Here is a 22,546-nt window from a genome sequence, read left to right as displayed (position 1 = left end):
CGGTGTGCCCGGTCTCCCCGGTGGGCTCCAGGACCAGGACGCCGTTCTCGGTCTGGTCGCCGGTGAGGTACGCGTACTCGGTCGAGGCGCGGAAGGGGTACTCGGTGTCGTTCGAGCGCATCTTCAGGCGGCCCGCGGGGACGACGAGGCGCTCGCCGGGGAAGCGGGCGGACAGCGCGGCGCGGCGGGCGGCGGTGTGCGCGGCCTGGGCGATGGGCTCCAGCCCGTGCAGTTCGGTGTCGGCCCAGCCGGTGCGCATGCTTTCGGCAAGTTCGTCGCTGACGCCCGGGTACAGACCGTTCTTGCGCTGCTTGTGCGTCTTCTTGGGCTGCTCTTCTTCCGGGGTCTCCGGGGTGAGCTCGTCAGCCACGTCTTCTCCTCAGCTACGACAGACACGGACCTGGGTGTGGACCTCGTCCATCGTATGTGTGAGCGGAAGGCCCCCGGAGGCCGTGTGCCATATCGCACAAAAAGCGACAATCGCCGCAATGGCCACAACAGGGGGCATTCGCTACGTCGTGCGCTGAGTCACTCGAACCGGGCGGCGAGCAGGACGACGTCCTCGGGGGCGTCCTCCGGCTCCCCTTCGGGCAGCACGGTCCGCAGGATGTGGTCGCAGATCGCCCCCGGATCCTCCCGGGCGCTGCGGGGTACCCCGGCGGCCGCCGCGTGCAGCCGCGCGTAGGCCCGGTCCATGGGGTCTCCGGTGCGGCGCAGCAGCCCGTCCGTGTACAGCAGCACCGTTTCTCCGGCGGCGGGCTCGATGTCCACGCTCGGCGCCTCCCAGCAGGACAGCATCCCCAGGGGCGCGGAGAGCGAGGTCTCCACGTACTCGGTGCGGCGCTCGCCGATGAGGAGCGGCGGGGCGTGTCCGGCCCCGGCCAGGATGATCTTGGTCCGCTGTCCTTCGCCGCCGGGACCCCCCGCGGGTTCGCAGTACGCGAAGAGCGCGGTGGCCGAGCGCGCGGGCTCCGTCAGCCGCAGCAGCAGTTCCAGGTCGGAGAGGACCGCGACGGGGTCCTCGCCCTCCATGACGGCATACGCGCGCAGCGAGGCGCGCAGCCGGCCCATGGCGGCGACGGCGCTCGGCCCGGAGCCGGTGACGGAGCCGACGGCCAGACCCAGCGCGCCTTCGGGCAGCGGCAGGGCGTCGTACCAGTCGCCTCCGCCGAGCGGCCCGGTGTGGTGGCGGGCCGCGAGCTGGACGCCGGGGATCCGCGGCAGCCGGCTGGGCAGCAGCTCCTCGGCGACGGTGGCCAGGCGGGAGCGGGAGCGCTGGACCTCCAGCATCCTGGCCAGGTGCTCGGCGGCGTGCCGTACGTAGAGCCCGGCGAGGTCGCGCTGGCGGTCGTTCGGCTCGGCCTGCTCGTCGTAGAGCCAGACGGCCGCGCCGAGCCGGCCGGTGGCCTCCGCGGTCAGCGGCAGGGCGTAGCTGGCGGCGTAGCCGAGGCGGGCGGCGACCTCGCGGTGGCGGGGGTCGACGGGGGCGGCGAAACCGCCGGTGCCGGCGGGAGCGTCCGGTTCGGGGAGAACCTCGGAGCCGCCGTGCGCGTCGGGCAGCCCGTCGAGGATGCGCCCGTACGACGTCGCGCTGCGCGGCACGGTCTCGATGTGGCCGAGGTCGGCGTGGCCGAGCCCGAGGCCGATCGTGGTGGTCGGGCCGAGACCGTCGGAGGGCTCCAGGACGACCAGTCCGCGGCGGGCGCCGACGAGGGAGGCTCCGGCGCGCAGGAACTCGTGGAGCGAGGCGTCGAGGCTGCTGGTGCGGGCGAGGCGCTCGGTGAGCTCGTGGAGGGTGGTGAGGTCCGAGACCATGCCCGCGAGCCGGTCCTGGATGAGGCTGCCCGGACCGGCCGCAGGCGCCTGGGTGGCCTGGGCGGGGGTGGTCCGCGCGGGTGTGGGCGCCGCAGTGTGCGGTGAGGCGGTAACTGCTGGATCGATTCCAGCCACTTTCGGCAGATGCGGAGCGCTCATGGCGTCCGCCTTTCCACCTGGTGCGATTCGCCATATAGCATCGCAAACCCCCAGATCGTGCTGCGTCGCCATCAAGGAATCCACATCTACACGCACACACGGATGCATGTCCAGCATTGCCCAGGTGGGAATCCTGGTGTCCGTGAGGCGGCAACTCACTGTCGGGCCAAGGCTAGAACTTGGCCGGAAAAAGCTGGAAGCAGGCGGTTTTTACGATCGACTGGACGGACCCGGCAGGGGGTCCGGGTACGTAACCGGTAGCGCCCGGGGCCAGTTGGAACCGCTCGGCGCGGGTCGCCGTCCTTAGCGGCGGCAGCCGGTCTCGGTGCCGGCGCGGGTCGCGCTCCAGGCCCGCCGGACGTTTGATGGACCCGTAAGACGACTGCACGAACCGTGTGAACCTGCTTCTGGTGGACAGTGACGCGAAACGTGTACGTGTGGTGAGACACCGGTTACGTGGTGTGATGTGGCCCTCGGCGTTCAACGGAAAGGAACGAGCGCTCATGCGCGAGATCCTCGGAAGGCGTCTCCAGCGGCTCCGCGACCGCTTTCAATCCCTGCGCCCCACCCAGGAACGGACCGGCGCCCCGCCGGACCTCCTCGACGCGGCGCTCACCTGCGCCACCGTCCGGCAGTGGCCCGTCCTGCCCGGCGTCGGCCGGTCCGCCGCGGACGGCTCGCGCTGCGCCTGCCCCGACCCCGACTGCGTCGTGCCCGGCGCGCACCCCTTCGACCCCGGGCTGCTCGCGGCCACCACCGACCCGCGGATGGTGGCCTGGTGGTGGACGCGGCGGCCCGCCGCTCCGGTCCTCCTGGCCACCGGGGGGACCGCCCCGTGTGCGGTGAGCCTGCCGGCCGGCGCGGCGGCGCGTGCGCTCGTACGGCTGGACGCGGGGGGCCTGCGGCTGGGGCCGGTCGTGGCCACGCAGACCCGGTGGTCGCTGCTGGTGGCGCCGTATTCACTCGAGCGGCTCGGCGAACTCCTCTACGCCAAGGACCACGTGCCCTCCTCGCTGCGCTTCCACGGCGAGGGCGGCTACTTGCTGCTGCCGCCGTCGGCCGCGTCCAGCGGCGGTCAGGTGCGCTGGGAACGGGAGCCGGGCCCGGACGGAGCGGTCTGGCTGCCCGAAGTCGAGGCGGTCGTGGACGCGCTGGTCGAGGCAAGCAGCGGAGCACCCGGCGGCGGCAGCCGGCTCGCCTACTGATCACTCGTACGGGTGCCAGCGGGACCGGTTTCCAAGGGAATTGGGCGCGGGGATCTCCGGGCCCCATTCCCGCGTCGCTATCTTCGGCGAATGAATCTCCGCCTGATCGGTATCGGCGCCGGTGTGTTGATCATCTTGTCCCTCCCGCTCGCGGGAGCGATCGCCGGGCCGGATTTTGCCGGTCAGGATGACGGAAAGGGCAGCGGCCTGTTCTCGACCCTGGGACTTTCCGACTCCTCGAACGGGTCCCAAGAGGCTCAGGGTTCTGATGGGTCCCGCGGGTCTCGTGGGTCTCGCGGGTTTGAAGGGTCTGAAGGGTCTCCCGGACCAGCCGGATCTCCTACGGGATCTCCGGCCCCGGCGGCCGGGGCCCCCGGGCAGCCCCCCGGCCCGGCCGTCGCACCGCGTACGGATGCGCGGTGCGGCCCCGAACTGTCCTCGCCGCACGGGGTGGAGGCGCAGACCTGCGTCCTGGTGGGCGAGGGCCGGACGTGGGGCCGCAGTTACTACAGGAACACCAGCGGTCGCGCGTTGGACGCCGTGCTGACCGTGATGGGACCGGCGGGCCGCACCGTTCAGATCCGCTGCGAGGTCGGCGCCGACGACGAACCGGGGCTGTGCGAGACGCCGAGGGAGGCCTCGGCGGGGGCTCCGGAGAACTACTCGGCCATTGCGGAATTTGCAGTTCCGGATGACGAAGGAGAGCTGCTGCTGCGGTCCGGGAGCAACTCACCGGCACCGGGTGACGGTTGAGTACCGCCTGAAATGGAAGGGCCCGGTCGCTGGCGACGGGGGATGCACCAGCGACCGGGCTACAAGAACGGTAACAAGAGATCGCCTGTTCGCAAATTCGATCTCCGATATTCAGACACCGATTTGCAGACGATTAGCGGGAGTTGTGACTCCTGTCACCGGGTCCGCGCGGGGCGCGGACCCGGTGGTGCGTCAGCTGAGGGTCACCTGGCGGTTGGTGAGCCCGCCGCGCGCCCGGCGCTCCTCCGTGGTCAGCGGGGCGTCCGTGGCCAGGGCCCCGGCCAGCCGCTCCGCGAACTCCGCCGCGGGCTTCTCCACGTCCTCGGCCGTGACTCCGGTGGGCAGGTCCCAGACCGGGACCATCAGGCCGTGCGCACGGAAGGACCCGACGAGCTTCGTGCCCTCGCCGAGCGAGGAGGCACCGGCCGCGTGCAGTCGCGCGAGGGCGTCGAGCAGCTTCTCCTCGGGGTGCGGCATGACCCAGCGCAGGTGGTTCTTGTCCGGGGTCTCGCACCAGTAGGAGGCGTCCACACCGGTCAGCTTGACGGTGGGAATGGCGGCCGCGTTGGCGCGCTCCAGCGAGGCCGCGATCTCCGGGGAGGCGCTCTGGGCGCTCTCCGATTCCGGAATCCAGAATTCGAAGCCGGTGTGGACAACCGGCTCGAAACCGCCGTCGGCGTCCAGGAGATCCTGAAGTCGCGGACCTTCGGCCGGAACCCGGCGCGCGGGCACCGGAGTCCCCGGTTCCGCCACGAGGGCGCGCTCCAGCGTGTCGGCCAGGTCGCGGCCGAGGTCGCCGCTGGAGGAGTCGTTCTGCAGGCCGAGCAGGACGGAGCCGTCCTCGCGGCGCAGGGCCGGCCAGGCCATGGGCAGTACGGTCACCAGCGTGACGGAGGGAACTCCCTCGGGCAGGCCGCCCTTGAGGGTGAGCGGAACGGTGGCCGCGGGCACGAGCTCGCGCAGCGCCACCCAGTCGCACTCGCCCGGCAGGCCCTCGAACGGGCGCCGCACGTGCTCGGTGACGGCGTGCGCGGCGGCTGCGCCGTGGCAGGCCTTGTAGCGGCGCCCGGATCCGCAGGGGCAGGGCTCGCGGGCGCCCACCACGGGGATTTCGCCGTTGTTGAGCTGCGGCTTTGCAGTCTTGGCTGCGGGGCGCTTCTTGGCCATCGTGGGTGTCTCCCGGTTGCGGCGGTACGGCGTCGTGTCTGGGCGCGAGCCTAGCCGTTCGTACCGCCGGAACCGGTGGGGTGCGGCCGGGAGCACGGTCGGCGTGCGCTCCCGGACGGCCGCTTTTCTCTTCTTCCCGCGTGGTCCAGTTGTCGTTGAGCGGTGTTCTGTTGTTCGTCTGTTCGGCACGTCTGATGCCGTGTGTCGCCCTCGCCCTCAGGGATCGAGATCGTCGAAGGCGGTGCTGAAGTCGATCGCCGGGGGCGCAACGCGCGTAGCGAAATCCTCGTGCCGGGGCCCACAGGCAACGATCACCCACACGGTGACCTCACCCGCCGCTCCGTCCCGGACACCCCAGTCCTGTGCCAAGGCGCTGATGATGTTCAGCCCCCGGCCGCCGCGCGCGGTGACCGAGGGCGTGGCCGGAACAGGGCGAGTGGGCCCGCCCCCGTCCGTGACCTCGACCGTCAGTCGCCCCGCATTGTCGAAGCGCCATGCGGCGCGTATCTCCCCGTCCCCGACTTCCCGTGCGCCCAGCGGCCTGCCGTGTCGGCAAGCGTTGCTCAGCAGTTCGGAAAGGATCAGTACGGCATCGTCCACGACCGATTCGGACACCCCGCTGATACGCAATTGCTCGCGCATCCGGTGTCTCGCCTCGCCCACACCCGCAGGACCATGGCGTACATCCATGCACGACGACGTGGGCACTTCTTGTGCCACCACCAACGCCACCCCCGGAACCTCCTTAGCCCCACGCATGGTCTGGATGCCCCAATGGCCTGGACCGGAAACCGCCGGAGCGGAGCCCTCTGACGCATTCGTGCCGCACCAATGCGGAGCGGATGCGCCGGTGCACACCCTGTTACGGGCGAGGTGGGCGTGGCGGGTGGGCAAATGGGGACGTCAGCGGCCCAGTTGGGACAGAACCTGACGGGGTCTGTTCGTGATGATCGCTTCTACACCCAGATCAGCGCAGAGCTGAACGTCTTCCGGATCGTTCACGGTCCATACGTGTACGGAGTGCCCCGCGTTCTGCAGCTTGCGGACGAAGCCGGGGTGGTTGCGCACGATCCGCATCCCCGGACCGGCGATGCCGACGCCGGCGGGCAGCCGCCCGTCCCGCATGCGGGGCGAGATGAACTGCATCAGGTACACGGTCGGGATCGTCGGGGCGGCCGCCCGCACCCGGTGCAGCGAGCGCGCCGAGAAGCTCATGACGCGGACCGGATGCGGCCCCTCGACGGGCGGGGCGTCCAGGCCGAAGCGCTTGAGCAGGAACAGGAGGCGCTCCTCGACCTGTCCGGCCCAGCGGGTCGGGTGCTTCGTCTCGATGGCGAGCGGGACGGGCCGGCCGGCGTCGGAGACCAGTTCCAGGAGCCGCTCCAGGGTGAGGACGGAGGTGCGCTCGGGGTCCGCGTCCCAGTCGGGGGACTCCTCGCGGTCCTTCCACGAGCCGAAGTCGAGGGCCGCGAGGTCGGCGAGCTCCAGGGCGGAGACCGCGCCGCGGCCGTTGGACGTGCGGTTGACCCGGCGGTCGTGCACCAGGACCAGATGGCCGTCGGCGGTCAGTCGGACGTCGCATTCGAGAGCGTCCGCGCCGTCCTCGATCGCCTTGCGGTAGGCGGCGAGGGTGTGCTCGGGGGCGTCCTCCGATGCACCGCGGTGGGCGACGACCTGGATGGGGTGCGGCGTTGCGTGGGTCACCGGGTCATGGTGCCACCGACGGGGTCCCCGACGTCGAGGCCGAGTCCTGCGGATGCGCCCGAAATGCCGGATATAAAGAATGGGGGCAGACGCACAGGTCCGGCTTACAGTGCTCTGACGGGTGATGGGAAAGGCTTTGCCCAGGAACTTGTGTGGCGAGTCGAACGTTCAGTCGGACCGACTGTCAGAGACATTCGCCAGAGATTTCTGAAGCCGTGTGTGACGAGGAGAGAGCGCTGTGAGCACCGAGAACGAGGGCACCGCGGCCCCGACGCCCCCCGCGGCCCCGTCCGCACCCCCTGCTCAGGCCTCCGAGACGCAGGCGGCCGCTCCCGCGCCTGCGCCGCAGCCGGCCGACGCACCCCCGGCACCCCCGGCACCCCCGGCCCCTGCTCCCGAGACCTCTGCCGCGCCGGCGGCACCGGCGGCCCCCGCGCCCGCGCCCGCCGCCGAGCCGGTCACCCAGCAGCTCCCGCCCACCCCGGCGCCGGGCACCGAGCACACCCAGCAGCTCCCGCCCACCCCGGCGCCCGCCGCTCCGGCGCACCCCGCCCCGGCCTACGGCCAGGCCCCCGCTCCGGCCGCCCACGGCGGCGAGGGCTGGCCGCCCCCGCCGCCCGCCGTACCCGCGTACGGCGCGGCCGGCGGCCAGGGAGGCCACGGCGGCGGTGTCTGGGGCGCCCCCCTGACCGCCGACGGCATGCCGCCCGCCAAGCCGAAGGGCAAGGGCGGCCTGGTCGCGGGCGTGCTCGTCGCGGCCCTCCTCGCCGGCGGCATCGGCGGCGGCGTCGGCTACTGGGCCGCCGAGCGCAGCAACAACGGCACGGGCTCGACCACGATCAGCGCCGGCAACACCCCCAAGGACCTCAAGCGCGACGCCGGCTCGATCGCGGGCCTGGCCTCCGCCGCGCTGCCCAGCGTCGTCACCATCGAGGCCTCGGCCGGGGACGGCGAGGGCGGGACCGGCACCGGCTTCGTCTACGACCAGCAGGGCCACATCCTCACGAACAACCACGTGGTGGCCTCCGCGGCCAACGGCGGCAAGCTCTCCGCGACCTTCTCCGACGGCAAGAAGTACGAGGCCGAGGTGGTGGGCCGGGCCCAGGGCTACGACGTCGCCGTCCTGAAGCTGAAGAACCCGCCGGCCGGCCTCAAGCCGCTGCCGCTCGGCGACTCCGAGAAGGTCGCCGTCGGCGACCCGACCATCGCCATCGGCGCCCCGTTCGGCCTGTCCAACACGGTCACCACCGGCATCGTCAGCGCCAAGAACCGCCCCGTCGCCTCCGGTGACGGCTCCGGCGGCAAGAACTCGTACATGAGCGCCCTCCAGACGGACGCCTCGATCAACCCGGGCAACTCCGGCGGCCCGCTGCTCGACGGGCGCGGCGCCGTCATCGGCATCAACTCCGCCATCCAGTCGGCCGGCAACGGCGGCTTCGGCGGCGGCCAGGCCGGTTCCATCGGCCTCGGCTTCGCCATCCCGATCAACCAGGCGAAGAACGTCGCCGAGTCCCTGATCAAGACGGGCAAGCCGGTCTACCCGGTGATCTCGGTCTCCGTGGACCTCCAGTCCAAGGCCGAGGGCGCCAAGATCTCCGAGCAGGGTGCCGCCGCCAACGACCTGGTGGACCCGAACGGCCCGGCCGGCAAGGCGGGCCTCAAGCCCGGTGACATCATCACGGAGTTCGGCGGCAAGCCGGTCGACAGCGGCCCGACCCTGATCAGCCTGATCTGGACGTACAAGCCCGGTGACACGGTGAAGCTCACCTACCTGCGCGGCGGCAAGCCGACCACGGTGGACATCACCCTGGGCTCGAGGATCGGCGACAAGTAGGACACCGGCCGCGGCAGTGGCCTGATGGTGAGGGGCCGTAGGCGCGATACCACCTACGGCCCCTCCCAACGTCCGCTTATGCTTCGCTGGTGTTCGATTCTCGGCACATACGGACGTTCCACGAGGTGGTCGCCTCCGGGTCCTACTCGGCGGCCGCCCGCGCGCTGGGCTACACCCAGCCCGCCATCACCCAGCAGATGAAGGCGCTCGAACGCGCCGTCGGAACCCCGCTGTTCACCCGCGTGGGCCGGAAGATGCAGCTCACCGAGGCCGGGGAGTCCCTCGCCCGGCACGCCGAGGCCATCCTCGGCAGCCTCTCCGCCGCCGAGGCCCAGCTGAAGGCGTACGCGCGGCTGCGCACCGGGCGGGTGCGGCTCTGCGGCTTCCCCAGTGCCAACGTCACCCTCGTCCCGGAGGCCCTGAGCGGCCTGGCCAAGGAGCATCCCGGCGTACAGGTGGAGCTGCTGGAGGGGGAGCCCCCGGAATCCCTGCGCCGGCTGGAGCGCGGGGAGTGCGACATCACCCTGGCCTTCACGTATCCCGGGCTGCACGAGGAGATCCCGGAGGAGGTCACCGAGGTCAGGCTGCTGGAGGACCAGCTGACCGTGCTGCTCCCGACCGGACACCCGCTGGCCCGGCGCAGGGCCGTGCACCTGGCCGATCTCGCCGAGGAGCGGTGGATCGCAGGCTGCCCGCGCTGCCGGGCGAACCTGCTGCACGAGTGCGCGGAGCTGGGCTTCGTGCCCGACATCCGCTTCGCCACCGACGACAACCTGGTGGTGCAGAGCCTGGTCGCCCAGGGCCTGGGCGTGGCCATGATGCCCGCGCTGGTCCTGCCGTCCCTCTCGCTCAGCAAGGTCTGCGGCCGGGCCCTGGAGCCCGCCGCGCGCCGCCACATCTCGGCCTACGTGTACCGCGACCACCTGCGCGTCCCCGCGACGGCCGTGGTCCTCGACGTGCTCAGGCGGGTGGCGGCGAACCGGGTCGGCTGCTGACGGGCCGACGCCGGCAACGACACCCAACCCATAAGCAGTACTTGGGATTTCGGGTCGGAACTGTCGTTGGACGTGATGGATCGGCGGCAGGACGCTGCGGCTATGACCACCACCACGCCGGCCCGCACCACCACGAGGATGGCCGCCCTCGTAGTTGAGATCCGCACGGTCGTGGAGCGGGGGCTGGCCCCGGACCTGACCGCGTACCTGGTCGGCGAGCGGGTCGCCCCGCACCTGGGTGCACCCGACCTCCTGACGCCCGCGCAGTGCGAGGGCGATCCGGAGCGGTACCGGCAGCACATCCTGCACGCCGAGTCCGACGGCAGCTTCTCGGTGGTGGCGCTGGTGTGGCTGCCCGGCCAGGAGACGTGCATCCACGACCACGTCTCGTGGTGCGTGGCCGGCGTGCACCAGGGCGAGGAGAGCGAACGCCGCTTCCGGCTGGCCCCCGGCGCGGGTCCGGCCCGGCTGGTCCCCACCGAGGACGTGGTCAACGCGCAGGGCGAGGTCTGCGGGTTCGCCCCGCCCGGCGACATCCACAAGGTGCGCAACTCCTGCCACACGAAGGCGATATCCCTGCACGTGTACGGCGCCGACGTATCCCGGCTGGGCACCAGCATCCGCCGCGTCTACACGCTCCCGGTCGACTGATGGCCCTCCTCCACCGCCCGCAGGGCGTCGCGGTCCGGCATGTTTCACGTGAAACATCCACCTCCTGGCCCGGGTTGGCGATGGCCGCGGCCGGGGCGCTGGCGGCATGGTGCGTGCACCGCGTCCTGCCCGCCGTGCCCATGCTGACCGCGTCCGTGGTGCTGGGCATCGCGGTGGCGCACCTCCCCGGCCTGCGGACCTTCGCCCGCGGAACCGCCCGCCCGGGTCTCTCCCTGGCCGGCCGGCGGCTGATGCGGATCGGCATCGTCCTGCTGGGGCTCGGCCTGGGGCTGGACCAGGTGCTGCGGCTGGGCTGGGGAACCGTGGCGATGGTGGCCGCAGTGGTCGCGGCCACCTTCCTCGGCACCCTCTGGCTCGGCCGGCGTCTCGGACTGCCCGGTGACCAGCCGCTGTTGATCGCCACCGGATACTCGATCTGCGGGGCCTCGGCGATCGGCGCGGTGAGCGAGGTGTCGGGGAGCGACGAGGAGGACGTGGCGGCCTCGGTGGCCCTGGTCACCCTCTGCGGAACCCTCGCCATCGCGGTACTCCCGCTCCTCCAGGGCCCGTTGGGGCTCTCCGACCCAGCCTTCGGGCGATGGGTCGGCGCGAGCGTCCACGACGTCGGCCAGGTGGTGGCCACGGCGCAGACCGCGGGCCCGGGTGCGCTCGGCGAGGCCGTGCTGGTCAAGCTCATGCGGGTGGCGCTGCTGGCGCCGCTGGTGGCGGCCGTGGCCTTCTCCGTACGGGCCCGGCGGCGCGGGGTGCGCACGGCCTCGGGGCGCCGGCCGGCGCCGGTGCCGCTGTTCGTGGCCGGCTTCCTGGCGGCGGCCGCGCTGCGCGCGACGGGCGCGCTGCCCGACGTAGCACTGGACTGGGCGCACACCGCGCAGGAAGCGCTGCTCGCGGCGGCCCTGTTCGGTCTGGGGAGCGCCGTGCACCTGCCGACGCTGGCCCGGACCGGCGGGCGGGCCGCGGTGCTGGGGCTCGGGGCGTGGGTGGTGGTCGCGGGGGTCTCGTACGCGGGCGTGCTGCTCACGGTCTGACGGTCGCCCGGCAACGGGAGGGAGTTGGCCATTTCTGGCCGGAACCGACCGAACGTTCCGACTGCCCGCTGACATTGCGACCCGCCCGTGCCACTCTCCTCCCGGCAACTCGAACAACCGATCCGCACCGACCGATCTTCACCCCCACCCTGCCCCGGCGGCCACCCCGCTCTCGGGCACGGCAGAAGGAGTCATGCGTGAATCGTCATCGAACGGCCTTGTCCGCCCTGCTCTCGGCGGGCGCCCTGCTCGCGGGCGTCCTGACGGCGGCCACCCCCTCGATCGCCGCGGACACCCCCACGTCCTTCCGACAGCAGCACGCCCAGGGCTTCTGGACTGCCGAACGGATGCGCGCCGCCACCCCGCTCGACGTCACGGCTCTCCCCGGCGCGGCCCGCACCCCGGTCGCCGCTTCGGCCGCGCCCACGAGCATCGCCCCGACGGCCGCCTCCGCCTCCCCCACGGCGTTCCCGCAGGCGGGCGGCGCGTGGACGGGCGGCGGCGCGGTCGTGAAGACCTCCGGCCGGGTCTTCTTCACCATGGGGGACCGGACCGCCTCCTGCTCCGGTGACTCGATCACCAGCGCCAACGGCAGCACGGTCATCACGGCCGGCCACTGCGTGAAGTACCAGGGCGCCTGGCACACCAACTGGGTCTTCGTCCCCGCGTACAACAACGGCAGCGCGCCCTACGGCCAGTGGTCGGCCACCAAGACCTTCGCCACCGACCAGTGGGCCGCGAGCGAGGACATGAACATGGACGTCGGGTTCGCGGTCGTCGCCCCGCTGAACGGCCAGAAGCTCAGCCAGGTCGTCGGCGCCCAGGGCATCCTCTTCAACGGCGGCTACAACAAGAAGATGTACTCCTTCGGCTTCCCCGCCGCCTCCCCGTACGACGGCACCAAGCTGGTCTACTGCAGCGGCAACAGCGGCAAGGACTTCCTGCTCACCAAGGACCACAGCCTGGCCTGCAACATGACCGGCGGCTCCAGCGGCGGCCCCTGGTTCCAGGACTTCAACGAGGCCACGGGCCTGGGCACCCAGGTCTCGGTGAACAGCTTCGGCTACACCTTCCTGCCGAACCGCATGTACGGCCCGTACTTCGGCAACGAGGCGAAGGCGGCCTACGACAAGGCCCAGACCGCCTGACGGCCTGGGTGGGGTACCGGAGCGGCATCCCGGTACCCCACGCGCCTTCCCGTGCCCCCCTCCTGCCGCACCCCCCACCAGAGCCCCCGCACACCCGCGCCAGCCGGTACTCTGGACCCCGCTCCGCCGTTGACCGGCGGGGCGGAGGGTGGGTTGCCCGAGCGGCCTAAGGGAACGGTCTTGAAAACCGTCGTGGCGCGAGTCACCGTGGGTTCAAATCCCACACCCACCGCAGACGAACGGCCCCTGACCAGGAGACACGGTCAGGGGCCGTTCGGTGGTGGTCAGCGCTTCTGCGCCCTGTACCGCTTGAGAAGAGCGGTGATCTTCGCGGGGTCGGCGGAGCCGTTCAGTTCGACCAGCAGATCATCGGGGCAGAGCTCGTAGTGATCGCCCCACCATCGCCGCCCCTTGTTGTCCCAGATGCGGTATCCCCCGGGTACACCTCTCGCCACGTATCGCCTTCTGCTCATGCTGCTCCCCCTCGTGCCGCGATGGCCTTCCGTTCCGAGGATGTCCCGTTCCCAAGCGGCGATTGGACCTTACGGGTGGTGTTTGTCGGAAGATCGGCGCGGGTCGTGGGGGCCGTGCGGTTGCGTCCGCATCATGACGAATGTATGCAGATCCGCCCGTCGGAACATCGCGAAATGAGGGACCCCGTCATGGCTCAGCGCAGCGTCATCACGTCGATCTGGACCTCCGTCCTCGCCGCCCTGGTGGCTCTCCTCGCCTCCCTCGGGCTCGTCGGCAAGGCCGCCCCGGCCCTCTCCGCCGCTGCCGCTCCCGCCGCCCCGGCCACCGCGGCCGGCGCCGTGCGCCGGGTGGGTGTCCAGGCCCGGCGGAGCTGGCGGGCGATGATGCGGGGCGGTTCCCTCCCGCCGACCATCAAGCAGCGGATCCGCGCCGAGGCGCACGGCAAGTCCCCGTCCGTCCGCCGGTCCACTACTGCCGCTGCCATGGGTGCCGCTTTTGCTGTCGCACGCGCTGCCGCGTTCGCACCCGCTGCCGTACCCGCTGCCGCACCTGTCGCCCCCGCCGCCCGGGACGGGCTCGCGCTCGCGGCGTAGCGCGGTACCGCGCAGTCGCCCCGGCGGACGCCGGGGGCGCGCAGGGGGCGTGAAACTTGATATCGCAGGGCCGCAGGCCCGGGAGACGGTGGGGTTCCCGGACGGCGCGGCCCTTTTTGGCATGTCCGGACTCGGGTTTTTGGCTGAACGGTTCAGCGCTTGCGCGGCAAGGGTTTCAGCGGGTTCCAGGGTGCTGACCTGGGGCGTACGGGGCGCGAATTTGGTTTATCCGGGGTTGGTCATGCTTGCGGGGGAATCGCAGACTCCGGGGTGGTTCGCCGGGGATTCGGTGGGCAACTCTGGTCTCGCGACGTCGTCACCACACGGAACGACCGAGGCGGTCGGCCAACTGCCTTGGGGTAAAGCCCACTTCGGTTTTCTGGAGGATTCACACATGGCAAGCATCCGTACCGCCCGCGTCATCGCCGCCGTCGCCGCCCTCCCCCTCGCCGTCGCCCTCTTCGGCGGGGTGGCCTCGGCCGACAACGGCTCCTTCGCGAACGACGGATCGAATGCGAGCGTCGCCAGCATCATCGGCAGCGGCGTGGCCGGCGACAACAACGGCAACTCCTCCACCTCGCAGCAGGTGGCCACCGGCGCCGGAGCGTCCAACCAGAACAACACCGCGCAGGTCAACGGCTCGGCCTTCACCGCGATCCACCAGTCCAACTCGAACGTCGAGGTCAACTTCTACCCCTGGTGGTAGCCGCGGCCTGAGCCGCTGCGAATCCTGAGGGCGCCCGTGCGACCGGACCGGCTGGGGTCCGGTAGCGCGGGCGCCCTCGCGCGTGCCGCCGCCCGCGAGCTCCCCTCCCGACCTTGACACCGACGGTGGATCTGACGGACAGTCAGATCCACTCGATGTTGTGATGCCGGGAGGCCAGCGCCGTGCACCTCGCCCCGACCGAAGGCCAGTTGCGGCTCCGCGCCGAACTGCGGGAGTACTTCCAGGACCTGCTGCCGGACGGGGTCCCGGACGACCCGGCCCGCCAGCGCGCACTGCTGCGCCGCATCGGCGCCGACGACCTGCTCGGCCTCGGCTGGCCCGTCGAGTACGGAGGCCAGGGCCGCGGCCCCGACGAACAGTTCGTCTTCTTCGACGAGGCCTACCGGGCCGGCGCCCCCGTGTCCATGGTCACGCTCAACACCGTCGGCCCGACCCTGATGAAGTACGGGACCCAGGAGCAGAAGGACTACTTCCTGCCCCGGATCCTCAAGGGCGAGATCGTCTTCGCCATCGGCTACTCCGAGCCGGAAGCCGGCACCGACCTCGCCTCGCTGCGCACCAAGGCCGTCCGCGACGGCGACGACTGGGTGATCGACGGGCAGAAGATCTTCACCTCCAACGCCCAGAACGCGGACTGGATCTGGCTCGCCTGCCGCACCGATCCCGAGGCCCCCAAACACAAGGGCATCTCGATCATCCTCGTGCCCACCGACGACCCCGGCTTCTCCTGGACCCCCATCGAGACCGTCGGCGGGCTCACCACCACCTCGACGTACTACGACTCCATCCGCGTGCCCGCCGGCAACCTCGTCGGCCCCGAGCACGGCGGCTGGGGCCTGATCACCAACCAGCTCAACCACGAGCGCGTGGCCCTCGCCGCCATCGGCATGCAGGCCGAGGACTTCTACGAGAGCGCGCTCGGCCACGCCCGCACCCCCGACCCGGTCACCGGCGAGAGGCCCGCCGACCAGCCCTGGGTGCAGTCCCGGCTCGCCGAGGCACACGCACGACTGGCCGCCGTACGCCTCCTGAACTGGCGGCTCGTCCAGGACGTCGGAGCGGGCACCCTGGCCCCCGGCGACGCCAGCGGCGTGAAGTTCCTCGGCACCGAGTCCACCGTCGAGGTGTACCGGATGTGCCAGGAAGTGGTGGGCGAGGAAGCGCTCGTACGGGGCCCCGGGGCCTTCGCCGGCGGCGAGCTGGAGCGGATGAACCGGGCCGCGCAGATCAACACCTTCGGCGGCGGGGTCAGCGAGGTCCAGCGGGAGATCGTCGCCATGATGCGGCTCGGCATGAAGGGGAGGAAGCGATGACGGCGCAGGCGGACGGCACGGACGGGGAGGCAGCCCGGTTCCACACGCTGCTGGCGGCCTTCGAAGGGCAGCCGGCCGCCACCGCGGGCCGGGGCAAGGACCCGGTCAACGAGCCGATGATCCGCCACTGGTGCGAGGCGATGGGCGATGCCAACCCGGCCTACACCGGCCCGGACGCCATCGCTCCGCCCACCATGCTCCAGGCCTGGACGATGGGCGGGCTCTCCGGCCACGCGGACCGCTCCTCCTCCTACGACGACCTCTTCGCCCTCCTCGACGGCGCCGGCTTCACCTCCGTCGTCGCCACCGACTGCGAGCAGGAGTACCTGCGGCCGCTGCGCCCCGGAGACACCATCGGTTTCGACGCCGTCATCGAGTCCGTGTCCCCGCGCAAGACGACCAAGCTGGGCACCGGCCACTTCGTGACCACCCGCATGGACGTCCGCGCCGACGGGGAGCTCGCGGGCACCCACCGGTTCCGGATCCTCAAGTACGCGCCCGCCGCCAGGCCGGCGAAGAAGGCCCCGGCGCAGCGCCCCCGACCGGTGGTCAACCGCGACAACCAGGGGTTCTGGGACGGGGTCCGCGAGCACCGGCTCCTCATCCAGCGCTGCACCTCCTGCGCGGCCCTCCGCTTCCCCTGGCTGCCCGGCTGCAACGCCTGCGCGAGCCCGGACTGGGACACCGTGGAGGCCTCCGGCTCCGGCACGGTCTTCTCGTACGTCGTCATGCACCACCCGCCCTTCCCGGCCTTCGACCCTCCCTACGCGGTCGCGCTCGTCGAGCTCGCCGAGGGCGTCCGGATGATCAGCAACATCACCGGCGTCCCGTACGACAAGGTGCGCATCGGCATGCCCGTCCAGCTGGAGTTCCTGCGCGTCGACGACGGCCTCGAACTCCCCGTCTTCCGCGGGAGTGAAGGCTGATGGACTTCCACCCCACCGAGGAGCAGGCCGCCGCGGCCGGCCTCGCCGCCCGGATATTCGGCGACCTCGCCACCCACGAACGCCTCGGAGCCGCCGGCACCGGCAGCGACGCCGAGCTCTGGAAGGCCCTTACCGCGGCCGGAATGACCGCCGCCGTCGAGGAGATCGGCCTGCTCGGGCTGGTCCTGCTCCTGGAGGAGCAGGGCCGCACCACCGCGCAGGTCCCGTACGCCGCCACCTGCGCGTACGGGATCCTCCCGGTGGCCGCGCACGGCAGCGCCGAACAGCGCGCCCGCCTGCTGCCCGCCCTCGGCACCGGCGAGGCGGTCGCCACCGGGGCCTTCCCGGCGCGCGGCCGGATCACCGCCGAGGCCGGCCGGCTCACCGGAACCGCCCCCGCCGTGCCCTGGCTGCGCGACGCCACCCACGTCCTGGTCCCCGACGCGGACCGGGCCCTGTGGCTCGTACGGACCGACGCGCCCGGCGTGCGCACCTCCCCGGTGGAGACCACCGCCCCCTGGGCCGCGGGCCGGCTGACGCTGACCGGCGCCGAGGGCGAACGACTCGGGGACGAGGGCGCCTACGAAGCCACGCTCGCCGCCGCCCGGACCGCCTTCGCCGGACTCCAGGCGGGCGTCTGCGCGGGCTCGCTCGCCAGGGCGGTGGAGTACACCTCCACCCGCGAGCAGTTCGGCCGGCCGCTCTCCACGAACCAGGCGGTCCTGCTGCGCGCGGCCGACGCCTACATGGACACCGAGGCGATCCGGGTCACCGCGTACGAGGCGGCCTGGCGCATCGACCAGGGCCTGCCGGTGCGCGAACACGCGCTGACGGCGGCCTGGTGGGCCTCGGAGGCGGGCAAGCGCGTCGTGCACGCGGGCCAGCACCTGCACGGCGGCATGGGCGCCGACCTGGACCACCCCGTCCACCGGCACTTCCTCTGGGGGCGCCAGCTGGACGCGTACCTGGGCTGCGGCAGCGAGCTGCTGGCCGAACTGGGCGCCGTGCTGGCGCAGGAGGGCTGAGCCATGGGAACCGTCGCCATGAGAGTCGGCGAGGAACTGCCGCCGCTGGAGGTCCCGGTCACCCGCACCCTGATCGTCTCGGGGGCGATCGCCTCCCGCGACTACCAGGACGTGCACCACGACGCGGCGCTCGCCCGGGAGAAGGGGTCTCCGGACATCTTCATGAACATCCTGACCACGAACGGCCTGGTCGGGCGGTACGTCACAGACCACCTCGGGCCGCACGCCGTCCTGCGCAAGGTGGCCATCCGCCTCGGCGCCCCGAACTACCCGGGCGACACGATGACCCTCACCGGCACCGTCACCGCCGTCTCGGAGAACACCGTCGAGATCCGCGTCTTCGGTGCCAACGGCATCGGGCAGCACGTGTCGGGGACCGTCATCGCGGAGGTGCCGGCATGAGCGTCCGCACCCGCGACGGGCTCGGCGGCCGGGCCGCCATCGCCGGCATCGGCGCGACCGAGTTCTCCAAGGACTCCGGGCGCAGCGAGCTCAAGCTCGCCGTCGAGGCCGTGCACACCGCCCTCGAGGACGCCGGGCTCACCCCCGCCGACGTCGACGGCATGGTCACCTTCACCATGGACACCAGCCCCGAGATCACCGTCGCGCAGGCGGCCGGCATCGGGGAGCTGTCCTTCTTCTCCCGCATCCACTACGGCGGCGGTGCGGCCTGCGCCACCGTGCAGCAGGCCGCCCTCGCCGTCGCCACCGGGGTCGCGGAGGTCGTGGTCTGCTACCGCGCCTTCAACGAGCGCTCCGGACGCCGCTTCGGCTCCGGCGTCCAGCAGCGCGAGCCCTCGGCGGAGGGCGCGGCGCTCGGCTGGTCCCTGCCCTGGGGACTGCTGACCCCCGCCTCCTGGGTGGCCATGACCGCGCAGCGCTACCTGCACGCCTACAACCTCACCCCCGAGGCCTTCGGGCACGTCGCGGTCACCGACCGCCGGCACGCCGCGAACAACCCCGCCGCGTATTTCCACGGCAAGCCCATCACCCTCGCCGACCACGCCGCGTCCCGCTGGATCGTGGAGCCGCTGCGGCTGCTGGACTGCTGCCAGGAGACCGACGGCGGCCAGGCCATCGTCGTCACCACACCCGAGCGGGCCCGGGACCTGCGGCACGCGCCCGCCGTGATCACCGCGGCCGCGCAGGGCGCGGGGCGCCGCCAGGAGGGCATGACCTCCTTCTACCGGGACGACCTCACCGGGCTGCCGGAGATGGACGTGGTCGCGCGCCAGCTGTGGCGCACCAGCGGGCTGCGGCCCTCGGACATCGACGTCGGCATCCTCTACGACCACTTCACCCCCTTCGTACTGATGCAGCTGGAGGAGTTCGGCTTCTGCGGGCCGGGCGAGGCCGCCGACTTCGTGGCCGCGGACGCGCTGCCGATCAACACCCACGGGGGCCAGCTCGGGGAGGCGTACCTGCACGGCATGAACGGCATCGCCGAGGCCGTCCGCCAGCTGCGCGGCACCTCCGTCAACCAGGTCGCGGGGGCGGAGCACGTACTCGTCACGGCCGGGACCGGGGTGCCGACCTCCGGGCTGATCCTCGGAGCGGACGGCTGAGCGAGTTCAGGGGCATTTCGTGCCGGTTGGGGCCCGCCTCCTCCACCTTCAGGAGGTGGGGCTCTCCCCACTCCTACAACCTGAGACGGACCCGCCTTCGGCACTTGCGGCCGATCCCGGGAGGGGCGGGCGCTCCTAGCGTGGACACATGACCACGCCTGTGTGCACGCTCGCCTCGAACCCGACGCCGTACCCGTCGTTCTCGGCGTACGTCCGGACCCGCGGCACGGTCCTGATGCGCACGGCGCGCTCCCTCACCGCCAACCCGTGCGACGCCGAGGACCTGCTCCAGACGGCCCTGGCCAAGACGTACATGGCCTGGGACCGCATCGAGGACCACCGCGCGCTGGACGGCTACGTCCGGCGGGCCCTGGTCAACACCCGCACCTCCCAGTGGCGCAAGCGCAAGGTGGACGAGTTCTGCTGCGACGAGCTCCCGGAGACCGAGGAGGCCCCGGCCGCCGACCCCGCGGAGGCGCAGGCCCTGCGCGACGCGATGTGGCGCGCGGTGACGCGACTGCCCGACCGGCAGCGGGCCATGGTGGTGCTGCGCTACTACGAGGACCTGAGCGAGGTGCAGACCGCCGAGCTGCTGGGGGTCTCCGTCGGCACGGTCAAGAGCGCCGTCTCCCGCGCGCTGGTCAAGCTCCGCGAGGACCCGGAACTCACGCCGGTCCGCTGACCGCGGCGCGCCGCTCTCCGCGATGGCGATGTTTCACGTGAAACATCGGGGCGCGCGGGGCCGGCGGTCTTCCCCGCGTACGGACAACCCACCCATCAGGAGCGTCATTGAACATCGACCTCGCCGTGATCTACACCGAGCGTCTCGAGGCCTGCCGCGACTTCTACGGGGGCCTCGGCCTCACCCTGGTTCCAGAGCAGCACGGCAGCGGGCCGGCGCACTACGCGGCGACCCTGGCCGACGGCGGTGTGCTGGAGCTGTACCCGGCCGGCAAGCGCCCGGCGACGGGCTACCTGCGCCTCGGCCTCACCGCGTCCGGACCGGTCGGCGAGCTGCCTCCGGGCCGCCATACCCTGACCGACCCGGACGGCCGGACCGTCGTCCTGACCGCCCCGGGCGGGCCCACCGGGCACGACCCGTCGCCGGCCCCGAAGAAAGCTACCGAGACGTAGTGACATACCGCATGGTACGTGCGCAGAATTCTCCCACCGTCGCGACGAGTGACAGCGCCCACCGGGAGGACGCCCGTGCTCAGCACCATGCAAGATGTGCCGCTCATCATCAGCCGGATCCTGGAGCATGGCCGGAGGATCCACGGCAAGTCGACCGTGACGACGTGGACCGGCGAGGCGGAGCCGCACCGCCGGACGTTCGCCGACATCGGCGATCGCGCAGCACAGCTCGCCAACGCCCTGCACGACGACCTGGGCGTCGAGCCCGGAGACGTCGTGGCGACACTGATGTGGAACAACGCCGAGCACGTCGAGGCGTACTTCGCGCTCCCCTCCATGGGCGCGGTCCTGCACACCCTCAACCTGAGGCTCCCGCCCGAGCAGCTGGTCTTCATCGTCAACCACGCGGCCGACCGCGTCGTGCTGGCCAACGGCACCCTGCTGCCCCTCCTCGCGCCGCTGCTGCCGCACCTGCCGACCGTCGAGCACGTCGTCGTCTCCGGCATCGGGGACCGCTCCGTGCTCGACGGCCTGAACGTCCGCGTGCACGACTACGAGGAGCTCATCGCGGGCCGCTCGACCAGCTACGACTGGCCCGAGCTGGACGAGCGCCGGGCGGCGGCGATGTGCTACACCTCCGGCACCACCGGGGACCCCAAGGGCGTCGTCTACTCGCACCGCTCGATCTACCTGCACTCCATGCAGGTCAACATGGCCGAGTCGATGGGGCTGAACGACCGGGACACCACCCTGGTCGTGGTCCCGCAGTTCCACGTGAACGCCTGGGGCCTGCCGCACGCCACCTTCATGACCGGCATCAACATGCTGATGCCGGACCGCTTCCTCCAGCCCGCCCCGCTCGCCGAGATGATCGAGCGGGAGAAGCCCAGCCACGCGGCGGCCGTCCCCACCATCTGGCAGGGCCTGCTCGCCGAGGTCACCGCCAACCCGCGGGACCTGACCTCGATGAAGCAGGTCACCATCGGCGGCTCGGCCTGTCCGCCCGCCCTGATGGAGGCCTACGACAGGCTCGGTGTCCGCCTCTGCCACGCGTGGGGCATGACCGAGACCTCCCCGCTCGGCACGATGGCGCACCCCCCGGCCGCCCTGAGCGCCGAGGAGCAGTGGCCGTACCGGCTCACCCAGGGCCGTTTCCCGGCCGGCGTCGAGGCCCGCCTGGTCGGACCCGGCGGTGACCGGCTGCCCTGGGACGGCGAGTCGGCGGGCGAGCTGGAGGTGCGCGGCAACTGGATCGCCGGCTCCTACTACGGGGGCGCGACCGGTGAGTCCTTCCGTCCCGAGGACAAGTTCGCCGCGGACGGCTGGCTCAAGACCGGGGACGTCGGCGTCATCAGCCCCGACGGCTTCCTCACCCTCACCGACCGGGCCAAGGACGTCATCAAGTCCGGCGGCGAGTGGATCTCCAGCGTGGAGCTGGAGAACGCCCTGATGGCACACCCCGAGGTGGCGGAGGCCGCCGTGGTCGCCGTTCCCGACGACAAGTGGGGCGAGCGCCCGCTGGCCACCGTCGTGCTCAAGGCGGGCGCGAGCGTGGACTACGCGGGGCTGCGCGAGTTCCTGAGCCAGTCGATCGCCAAGTGGCAGCTGCCGGAGCGCTGGACGGTCATCGCCGAGGTGCCGAAGACCAGCGTCGGCAAGTTCGACAAGAAGGTGATCCGCAGGCAGTACGCGGACGGCGAGCTGGAAGTCACCACGCTCGACTGACCCGCGTCACCCCTTGGTGAGCCACGGCCGCAGCAGCTTGCTGACGGTGGGCATGGCCACGTACGTCATCAGGGTGCTGAACACGACGGCGAAGGCGGCCGTGCGCAGCACGAAGTGCAGATCGACCAGGTACGGCCCGAGCACCGCGTTGCCGAGGAGCGAGATCGGGAAGATGGCCAGCCCCGAGCTGATCGCCATCTTCCACCGCGGCGGCGCGGGCCGGGTCGTACCCGGCTTGGCGAACCAGGTCTCCATGCCGTGCAGTTCCCGGCGGGCTATCTCCGTGTGGTGGTGGCCGAGGCAGTTGGAGAACCACTGGGCCCGCTCGGGCGAGTCCTGCCAGCGCTGGAACGCCGCCTGGTTGCGGAAGCGGTGGACCAGGAACCACGGCCCGCCCTCGGTCGCAGGGCGGAACAGCCCGTACCCGAGGTGGTCGGGGAAGCTCGCGGCCGTTTCCAGGATGCCGTGGGCCCAGGCCTCGAAGGTCTCCTCGTGCCCGGGCTCCACCTGCCGGGCGATGAGCAGGTTCACCTCCCCGTTGTCGGCGGGGACGCTGTGCTCGGTCGTGTCGATGATGGCCATCGTGC

23 protein-coding genes, 1 tRNA gene and 1 pseudogene are annotated in these 22,546 nt (G+C 71.9%); 18 read left to right on the top strand and 7 right to left on the bottom strand.

Annotation, left to right across the window (positions count from 1 at the left end; translation table 11 throughout):
* On the bottom strand, nucleotides 1-370 hold a 370-nt coding region (locus AB0O21_RS19815; protein WP_365172427.1), incomplete at its 3' end, for an aminopeptidase P N-terminal domain-containing protein.
* A gap of 158 nt (nucleotides 371-528) precedes the next feature.
* Nucleotides 529-2,091 (bottom strand): PP2C family protein-serine/threonine phosphatase, encoded by a 1,563-nt coding sequence (locus AB0O21_RS19810; protein ID WP_365172426.1) that lies wholly within the window; start codon nucleotides 2,089-2,091, stop codon nucleotides 529-531.
* A gap of 386 nt (nucleotides 2,092-2,477) precedes the next feature.
* Here AB0O21_RS19810 and AB0O21_RS19805 point away from each other — a divergent pair, with 386 nt between their 5' ends.
* The gene (locus AB0O21_RS19805) at nucleotides 2,478-3,179 is read left to right on the top strand and encodes a bifunctional DNA primase/polymerase (RefSeq protein ID WP_365172425.1); all 702 of its coding nucleotides are present in this window, start codon (nucleotides 2,478-2,480) and stop codon (nucleotides 3,177-3,179) included.
* Between the two features lie 450 nt (nucleotides 3,180-3,629).
* Complete coding sequence (locus AB0O21_RS19800; RefSeq protein WP_365172424.1) at nucleotides 3,630-3,932, top strand: hypothetical protein; 303 nt, start codon at nucleotides 3,630-3,632, stop codon at nucleotides 3,930-3,932.
* Nucleotides 3,933-4,124: 192 nt separating this feature from the next.
* Here AB0O21_RS19800 and AB0O21_RS19795 read toward each other — a convergent pair whose 3' ends face one another.
* From AB0O21_RS19795 to AB0O21_RS19785, 3 genes and pseudogenes are all read right to left on the bottom strand, one after another.
* On the bottom strand, nucleotides 4,125-5,099 hold the full coding sequence (locus AB0O21_RS19795) for a DUF5926 family protein (RefSeq protein ID WP_365172423.1): 975 nt from the start codon (nucleotides 5,097-5,099) through the stop codon (nucleotides 4,125-4,127).
* Nucleotides 5,100-5,315: 216 nt separating this feature from the next.
* Nucleotides 5,316-5,917 (bottom strand): annotated as a pseudogene (locus AB0O21_RS19790) (ATP-binding protein).
* A gap of 85 nt (nucleotides 5,918-6,002) precedes the next feature.
* Nucleotides 6,003-6,803, bottom strand: coding sequence for a glycerophosphodiester phosphodiesterase (locus AB0O21_RS19785; protein WP_365172422.1), 801 nt, complete (start codon nucleotides 6,801-6,803; stop codon nucleotides 6,003-6,005).
* 238 nt (nucleotides 6,804-7,041) lie between these two features.
* On the opposite strand from AB0O21_RS19785, the gene AB0O21_RS19780 reads away from it, so the two are divergent.
* From AB0O21_RS19780 to AB0O21_RS19755, 6 genes are all read left to right on the top strand, one after another.
* On the top strand, nucleotides 7,042-8,637 hold the full coding sequence (locus AB0O21_RS19780) for a trypsin-like peptidase domain-containing protein (RefSeq protein ID WP_365172421.1): 1,596 nt from the start codon (nucleotides 7,042-7,044) through the stop codon (nucleotides 8,635-8,637).
* Between the two features lie 89 nt (nucleotides 8,638-8,726).
* Nucleotides 8,727-9,632 carry a LysR family transcriptional regulator gene (locus AB0O21_RS19775; protein ID WP_365172420.1) on the top strand — a complete coding sequence of 302 codons (906 nt, stop codon included), beginning with the start codon at nucleotides 8,727-8,729 and terminating at the stop codon, nucleotides 9,630-9,632.
* Between the two features lie 102 nt (nucleotides 9,633-9,734).
* On the top strand, nucleotides 9,735-10,283 hold the full coding sequence (locus AB0O21_RS19770; RefSeq protein WP_365172419.1) for a cysteine dioxygenase family protein: 549 nt from the start codon (nucleotides 9,735-9,737) through the stop codon (nucleotides 10,281-10,283).
* Nucleotides 10,283-11,329: a putative sulfate exporter family transporter gene (locus AB0O21_RS19765; RefSeq protein WP_365172418.1), complete on the top strand. Its 1,047-nt coding sequence runs from the start codon at nucleotides 10,283-10,285 to the stop codon at nucleotides 11,327-11,329. Before AB0O21_RS19770 ends, AB0O21_RS19765 begins: the two co-directional genes overlap by 1 nt.
* 197 nt (nucleotides 11,330-11,526) lie before the next feature.
* Entirely contained in the window at nucleotides 11,527-12,477 is a 951-nt protein-coding gene (locus AB0O21_RS19760) for a peptidase (protein WP_365172417.1), read from the top strand.
* Between the two features lie 147 nt (nucleotides 12,478-12,624).
* Nucleotides 12,625-12,709: transfer RNA gene (locus tag AB0O21_RS19755), tRNA-Ser, on the top strand.
* A 52-nt stretch (nucleotides 12,710-12,761) separates the two neighbouring features.
* Here AB0O21_RS19755 and AB0O21_RS19750 read toward each other — a convergent pair.
* Nucleotides 12,762-12,950, bottom strand: a complete 189-nt coding sequence (locus tag AB0O21_RS19750) for a hypothetical protein (RefSeq protein WP_365172416.1) — start codon at nucleotides 12,948-12,950, stop codon at nucleotides 12,762-12,764.
* Nucleotides 12,951-13,139: 189 nt separating this feature from the next.
* Here AB0O21_RS19750 and AB0O21_RS19745 point away from each other — a divergent pair, with 189 nt between their 5' ends.
* The 10 genes from AB0O21_RS19745 (at nucleotide 13,140) to AB0O21_RS19700 (ending at nucleotide 21,959) form a co-directional block, all read left to right on the top strand.
* Entirely contained in the window at nucleotides 13,140-13,544 is a 405-nt protein-coding gene (locus AB0O21_RS19745; RefSeq protein ID WP_365172415.1) for a DUF6344 domain-containing protein, read from the top strand.
* A 394-nt stretch (nucleotides 13,545-13,938) separates the two neighbouring features.
* Nucleotides 13,939-14,250 carry a hypothetical protein gene (locus tag AB0O21_RS19740; protein WP_365172414.1) on the top strand — a complete coding sequence of 104 codons (312 nt, stop codon included), beginning with the start codon at nucleotides 13,939-13,941 and terminating at the stop codon, nucleotides 14,248-14,250.
* Nucleotides 14,251-14,432: 182 nt separating this feature from the next.
* Nucleotides 14,433-15,584 carry an acyl-CoA dehydrogenase family protein gene (locus tag AB0O21_RS19735; RefSeq protein WP_365172413.1) on the top strand — a complete coding sequence of 384 codons (1,152 nt, stop codon included), beginning with the start codon at nucleotides 14,433-14,435 and terminating at the stop codon, nucleotides 15,582-15,584.
* Nucleotides 15,581-16,510 (top strand): bifunctional MaoC family dehydratase N-terminal/OB-fold nucleic acid binding domain-containing protein, encoded by a 930-nt coding sequence (locus AB0O21_RS19730; protein WP_365172412.1) that lies wholly within the window; start codon nucleotides 15,581-15,583, stop codon nucleotides 16,508-16,510. Before AB0O21_RS19735 ends, AB0O21_RS19730 begins: the two co-directional genes overlap by 4 nt.
* Nucleotides 16,510-17,535, top strand: coding sequence for an acyl-CoA dehydrogenase family protein (locus AB0O21_RS19725; protein WP_365172411.1), 1,026 nt, complete (start codon nucleotides 16,510-16,512; stop codon nucleotides 17,533-17,535). Before AB0O21_RS19730 ends, AB0O21_RS19725 begins: the two co-directional genes overlap by 1 nt.
* Nucleotides 17,536-17,553: 18 nt before the next feature.
* On the top strand, nucleotides 17,554-17,937 hold the full coding sequence (locus tag AB0O21_RS19720; RefSeq protein ID WP_365172435.1) for a MaoC family dehydratase: 384 nt from the start codon (nucleotides 17,554-17,556) through the stop codon (nucleotides 17,935-17,937).
* Entirely contained in the window at nucleotides 17,934-19,100 is a 1,167-nt protein-coding gene (locus AB0O21_RS19715) for a lipid-transfer protein (protein WP_365172410.1), read from the top strand. The genes AB0O21_RS19720 and AB0O21_RS19715 overlap by 4 nt, the downstream gene beginning before the upstream one ends.
* Nucleotides 19,101-19,248: 148 nt before the next feature.
* A complete protein-coding gene (locus tag AB0O21_RS19710) occupies nucleotides 19,249-19,782 on the top strand; it encodes a SigE family RNA polymerase sigma factor (protein WP_365172409.1) in 534 nt (177 codons plus the stop codon).
* Nucleotides 19,783-19,889: 107 nt separating this feature from the next.
* The gene (locus AB0O21_RS19705; RefSeq protein ID WP_365172408.1) at nucleotides 19,890-20,234 is read left to right on the top strand and encodes a VOC family protein; all 345 of its coding nucleotides are present in this window, start codon (nucleotides 19,890-19,892) and stop codon (nucleotides 20,232-20,234) included.
* Between the two features lie 75 nt (nucleotides 20,235-20,309).
* Complete coding sequence (locus AB0O21_RS19700) at nucleotides 20,310-21,959, top strand: long-chain fatty acid--CoA ligase (RefSeq protein ID WP_365172407.1); 1,650 nt, start codon at nucleotides 20,310-20,312, stop codon at nucleotides 21,957-21,959.
* A 6-nt stretch (nucleotides 21,960-21,965) separates the two neighbouring features.
* Here AB0O21_RS19700 and AB0O21_RS19695 read toward each other — a convergent pair whose 3' ends face one another.
* Nucleotides 21,966-22,541, bottom strand: a complete 576-nt coding sequence (locus AB0O21_RS19695; RefSeq protein WP_365172406.1) for an antibiotic biosynthesis monooxygenase — start codon at nucleotides 22,539-22,541, stop codon at nucleotides 21,966-21,968.
* Nucleotides 22,542-22,546 lie beyond the last annotated feature (5 nt).

It is taken from the genome of Streptomyces sp. NPDC091371 (assembly GCF_040684275.1).
GTDB lineage: Bacteria > Actinomycetota > Actinomycetes > Streptomycetales > Streptomycetaceae > Streptomyces.
Note: the sequence above shows the minus strand (reverse complement) of the source record. Positions and strands in the feature narration are given on the sequence as shown.